Genomic DNA, 5529 nt, shown 5'->3' on the forward strand with positions numbered 1-5529 from the left:
AACGATCTTGATGTTCTTGTTATGTTTCTTTGCATTACTTCGCCAAGCCTGCTGAAAATATTGGTTTGGCTTTTTCTGCTCCTAACCTTTTCAATTCAGCTTCATTAGCAATGCCAATGCCATGTAGTCGAGTAGACACAGTTTTACCAATATTCCTTAATTCACACATAGGTTTGCTAACCATGGCTTAATGCTGGATGAAACATAACAGCTTATTATACTGCAGCAGTGTATCACCAAATCGCTATATAACACGCTCATTGATTTCCTCCCCGTTAATAAATTTTTCTTTATTTTTCAATAAATTATATTGGTATCCACATTACATTTCTATAAGTAATACATAGCTGCTACGTATCACCTTTTGGCTATTGTGCACAGAGAGAATAGTTTTCGATATTCTGACTAAGCTACTGAATATTAGCCGTATTTCTTCATTTAACTACCATAATGTAAAAGTGCATACACTGCTAAAATTATATACCTGCCAATGATATGTATTTTTATACATGCTCAATAAAGAAAATATTTTCAAGGGGGAATAACGGTGCAATCGGTTTCGACACCCATTCCACCTAAAAATAACCAGAGTCAGAGCCCTTTACGGGGATACAACTAGGTGAATTCAATTTACAGTGCGCATGAGAGGAAGAAAACTCAAGGTCATTTCTGGCATTGTAGCTGGGGAAACCTGAAAGCCAGAGGCTACAAGCAGTTATTAGATCTGGCCTTATGCTGCAGATGCTTTTTGCGATACCTTACCTGCTTGCGCTACCACCAATAACTCATGCCTAGCAACTTCTAATTGTTTAATGTCAATATTTGTATTGATAAGCCCAGCTAAATTATCAGGCGATAGATAGCGAAAATCAACATGACTATTACTAATTTGAATTTGACTGACGCTTTTAGTGTGGGATTGTTCTCGCGCCACGCATATTGATTTGCTGGCATTGTCTTCATCATGCTTACAGTGAAACCTTAAAATACTCTGGGCACGATTATGGGAGCAATTATCTGTTATTTGCCAATCCTTGAACTGGTTCTGCCGATACATTACGGTTGCTGCCAAATCAACGGAAGAGGAAGATTCAAGAAAGTAGTGTGAAAACTGCACGCACTCTTCATTTAAGCTTAAACCATCCCAGCGATAACGATAGAGATCATTTTTATCCATCACCAGCAACACGAACGCGTTATACAACCTTGGTTCTAATGATTGTGTTAACCATTTTCTCACGTCTCTAAGGCGACGAAATTCGAGCAAACGTGGAATGATTAAGCCGCGGCTCTTTGTTAGTGCGGGATCAGCTTGATAATCTGCTTCATACATATTGAGCAAGCTGGCAACGATACCGTAATCGTTAGCACCTACCCAGGTGCCTTGTGCTTGTGCATCAACGGGGTATATACATTGCGTTGTTTCTGCCCGCCCTACTGTCGACTTTTGCCTTAATCCTGCTTCATTACGCGTACGTAGCTCGTCGCGGTTTGACGTGACAATTAAGCCATTGTTATCCCGTAAAATACTCACGGTACACATTGCCTAGCCCACTTGGTTGATAGTGTTTGATTTTAAATAGCTTTGCGTTGCTGGTGCGACACCAATGTACTGATCGATTTTAATACCAAAAGTGCGCAATACTAACGTAATATAGGCAACATGATGTACGGTGTGATTAAGCAAATAAATTAATTCACGCTGTAGTGTGCTATTGACTACACATGACTCTTGGCAACTCTCTTGATTATTCATGGATATCTCGGTTTTCATCTTAAGTGGTGCGTCCAGGCTAATGCTATCTTCCATCCACACAACTAAATCGTTGAGCTGCTTTGTTGCAATCATAGGGTCTGTTTCTATTACGCTATCTCGGCTGCGTCGGTCGTAATCGATCATGTTATTAACTACACCTACTTGTAACGCGCTATAGTGATCTAATACATGACGCACATGACGACCCATAGTTGACGTCATGCCTGTTGGGATATTTTGATAAACATTATCTGGCGCAAGCTCAATGAGAGCAAGCAACTGTTCTATTGCATCAGTATTGGCGGTAACTAGTAATCGCATTCATCTTTCCATCGTGTTTGAAAACACTCAACCCCTTCTTTACCAAGATAACGTGTTGCATAGCGGCGTGGCATTTTTCGAAAGTCGACTAATATTAAGCCGTCCAATGAATCATTAAAAACAGTATTCACTGAAAAACAAACAAACTTTCCATTCATTGCTAAATAATGCCGTAATAAAGTCGGTAAGGTTTTTCCTGCATCGCAGCGGCCGACTAGTTTGTTCAGTACCGAGACTTTGCTTAACGACGCTAGCATGTCATCGGTCCAGGTTTTTCCGGCAACACGAAATGGTTTTACTGGTCTGACATCTTCGATATAACGTTGCTCTGCCCGAAAGGATTCCAACATGCTCTCAGCGATCAATGCACGCGCCATGTCAGAATGATCACGCGAAATACTCACTGCGCCAAACAAAGTTGGATAGTCAGGATTTTTCGCAACGTATGCGCCAATGCCGCGCAATAATAAATCAAGTGTTAACGGGTGTCGCTGATAATCCGGGTGCACAAATGAACGTCCAACCTCTAAAGCTTTACCAATACGGGCTAGGTAGGCCTCATCAAAGCGATACAGTGTGCGGCCATATAGCGCATCGATACCATGCTTTTCAACAATCTCATCGACGCGGCCAATACGATAACCACCGGCAACCACCTGTTTTTCTCTATCCCATAAGAACAGATGCTGATAATGCGGGTCAAAGCGATCAATATCGACGCTGTTGCCGGTGCCTTCACCAGCAGCACGAAAGGTGATTTCACGTGCAATACCGATATGTTCCATCATGCCGCCAAGACGATCATAGGGGGCGATGTATACATCAAACTGCCCTGATTCATTTATCTTGAACTCATGGAGCTGTTGAATATCATGGAATAATTTGACGCTGGGGCGTTTAATCTCATGAACTTGGTTATGACTTAGTTTTTTGTTTTTCTCAGACTTTAGACCTAATAAATCTGTACTCAGACGTAAATAGTGAGTAATGGACGCTTCATCATCAAGCTGCTTGATTTCATTTGGCGTAATCGGCTCACCGATTTTTAAATCTAGCTGCCAACCATTTTTATTGGCTAGCTCGCGCGCCAACATCAGTGTGCGCAAGCGTGGATGAAGCAAACCTAAAATATAAAATAGCCTACTATTTTTCCCTTTAACATAGATAGGCACACATACCGCTTTACTGCGCTTAACTAACTGTCCTACCAAACGATCCCACGGTCGGTCTTCGATTCGTTTTAACTTAACATTAATGGCGGACACTTGACCGGCAGGAAATACCAGCAACATACCGTCGTTACGAAGATGCTTCATTGCCTCACGCACGCCGCGTAAATTTTGCTTCACCGCATTATTTGACAATACATCAACGCCAATAAAAATATCGCGTAGTTCGGGAATACGTGTTAGCAGTTGATTGGTCATTACCTTCAGGTCGGGGCGCACTTTCAATAACATTTGCGCGATAGCAACACCTTCCAGCCCACCCAAAGGATGGTTGGCAACGACTAAGACTGGGCCAGCACGAGGAATCTCGTCGAGAAAATTATCAGATTCAACTCGAACATTGACCCCCAACGATTGCAAGGTGTAATCAAGAAAACAATCAGGCGTAATATTCTGCGGACGACGCGCATAATGTTTTGCCAAGGACTTCAAACCCAACACAGACTCAAGCATCGTCGCGACCATTCGGTTTTTGATTGGTAGCTGGAATGGATTCACTAAGCTGTCATAATTCATATTAGTCTGTCGCAGGATGATGCTTTGATAACGCTTGTTCCATACGCCATGCACGCCATAGGCTAAAAATTCCTGGTGGCGTATGTCCGCGCTGCCTATTCATTGCGCCTATCTTAAATAAAGTATGGTATTGACCAAACAATGTCGCCCAGGCTTCACTCAGCTTTGTTTGCTTATCCCAAATATTCAACGATTCTGAACTCGCACCATTGACTTCGATAATGGCGAAATCCTCACCTTGCATTAAATGCTCTACAGTATTGAATTTAATATCTAATCGCCCGTAGTAAAACTCAGGAAACCCCAACATTATCTCATCAATACGATGTGTTAAGGCCTCGGTAATGTACTGTTTAGCGTCACAGAATATCGCACCGCGACTATGGCTTGCAGCAAAAACCAATCGAAAGGGTTCATTTTTTACGATAACTTGGTCAAGCTTATCTTGGTGTCGCGTCTCATAAAGGTGTGTTACCTGGCTAGCACGTGCATCAGCCGCAAGTAATTGACGTAAAGTACTGGTGCCATCACCTACCACATACGGCGAATATTTCAGCCCCATTGAGACAATACGTCCCTTGGCTTCATTCGGGTAACGCACATAAAATACACCAGCTTCTGGCTCCCAATCCGCTAAACGCTGTAACATCAACGTGCTATTAACAGAATAGTGCTTAACATAATCATGCAACTCAGACTCTGTAGCGATTAGTTTAACCCCTACGCCACGACATCCCATATCGGGCTTGCCAACAATAGGCAATGACAGCTTATTATCAGTTAGAGATTGCAATAATTGGTTCGTTTGATCAGCGACAGAATCCTCGGTCAAGGTATGTGTCAGCCAGGGCAATATCCATTTTTGTACTGAAGGCTCAGCTTGCGCTAACAGTTCACTTTTAGAAAAACCAACCATTCCGGCACTCGCAATGTTTGGATTAGCGATCAATGGTAACGATAATGACCGGTAATAAAGCGACAGTATTAACCATTGTATCGCCACTGGGCCATACATTAACCATGACGGCCAAAATTCAAAAAAAGAAACCGCTTTATCTGAGGCTTCCAATGGGGGCATGCCTGGTGTGACATAACTGCCATCAGGCATCACAGCTCGACTCATTGTATTATGGTAGATATCCGAATAAGTTCGTTTAGCACAAGACCGAGAGATTTTAACAGCTATATCACTGTAATTCATAAGCGCACAATCAAGTTATTAACAATAAGCAATTAAATTACAATCTACACTAAATAACACATAAAACAGTTGCAAGCATTTGATTGTAAAGTAATAACAAATAATAGCGCATAGTATAAACTGTAAAATATTAAGAACTTATCGCCAAATCTTAATATTACTGTGAATAAACCCATTATATTGCCTTCTATTCAATTTTAATTGCCATGCTCCCAAGAAACATAGTGCACTCATGCGTTCGCTGCGAGCCATGGAGAGCGGAGCGAGGGCGAGTAGTCCCTGATAGGCAACGCTGTATTGTTTTTTCGTAATTAGGAGCGTTAGCGAGTGATGGAGAAGAAAATAGTACAGCTATAGTTGCCGTAGAGCCATTGAGGTAGTGCTACGTAGCCAGTGACGAGCTTGCGACGTTGTGGCATGGACGCAGGGCGGTCGGGGAACATAGGCTGTCGCGTAGGCGAGTCGATTTTGTACAGGGAAGTACAAAATCTATCACGAGGTAGCGA

Annotated in this window: 5 protein-coding genes; all 5 read right to left on the bottom strand. The window is 42.3% G+C overall.

Translation table 11 applies throughout. The features are described 5' to 3' along the window. Positions 1 to 34: 34 nt before the first annotated feature. The 5 genes from JKY90_03740 to JKY90_03760 all read right to left on the bottom strand — a co-directional run bounded on the left by JKY90_03740 (position 35) and on the right by JKY90_03760 (position 4945). Positions 35 to 139 carry a hypothetical protein gene (locus tag JKY90_03740; GenBank protein MBL4851377.1) on the bottom strand — a complete coding sequence of 35 codons (105 nt, stop codon included), beginning with the start codon at positions 137 to 139 and terminating at the stop codon, positions 35 to 37. Between the two features lie 591 nt (positions 140 to 730). Then, on the bottom strand, positions 731 to 1534 hold the full coding sequence (locus tag JKY90_03745; protein MBL4851378.1) for an NRDE family protein: 804 nt from the start codon (positions 1532 to 1534) through the stop codon (positions 731 to 733). 12 nt (positions 1535 to 1546) lie between these two features. Beyond that, a complete protein-coding gene (locus tag JKY90_03750) occupies positions 1547 to 2077 on the bottom strand; it encodes a hypothetical protein (protein MBL4851379.1) in 531 nt (176 codons plus the stop codon). Continuing rightward, positions 2065 to 3822: a lysophospholipid acyltransferase family protein gene (locus tag JKY90_03755; GenBank protein ID MBL4851380.1), complete on the bottom strand. Its 1758-nt coding sequence runs from the start codon at positions 3820 to 3822 to the stop codon at positions 2065 to 2067. Before JKY90_03755 ends, JKY90_03750 begins: the two co-directional genes overlap by 13 nt. Before the next feature lies 1 nt (position 3823). After that, on the bottom strand, positions 3824 to 4945 hold the full coding sequence (locus JKY90_03760) for a D-alanine--D-alanine ligase (GenBank protein ID MBL4851381.1): 1122 nt from the start codon (positions 4943 to 4945) through the stop codon (positions 3824 to 3826). Between the last annotated feature and the right edge of the window lie 584 nt (positions 4946 to 5529).

The organism is Gammaproteobacteria bacterium (assembly GCA_016765075.1).
Lineage (GTDB): Bacteria > Pseudomonadota > Gammaproteobacteria.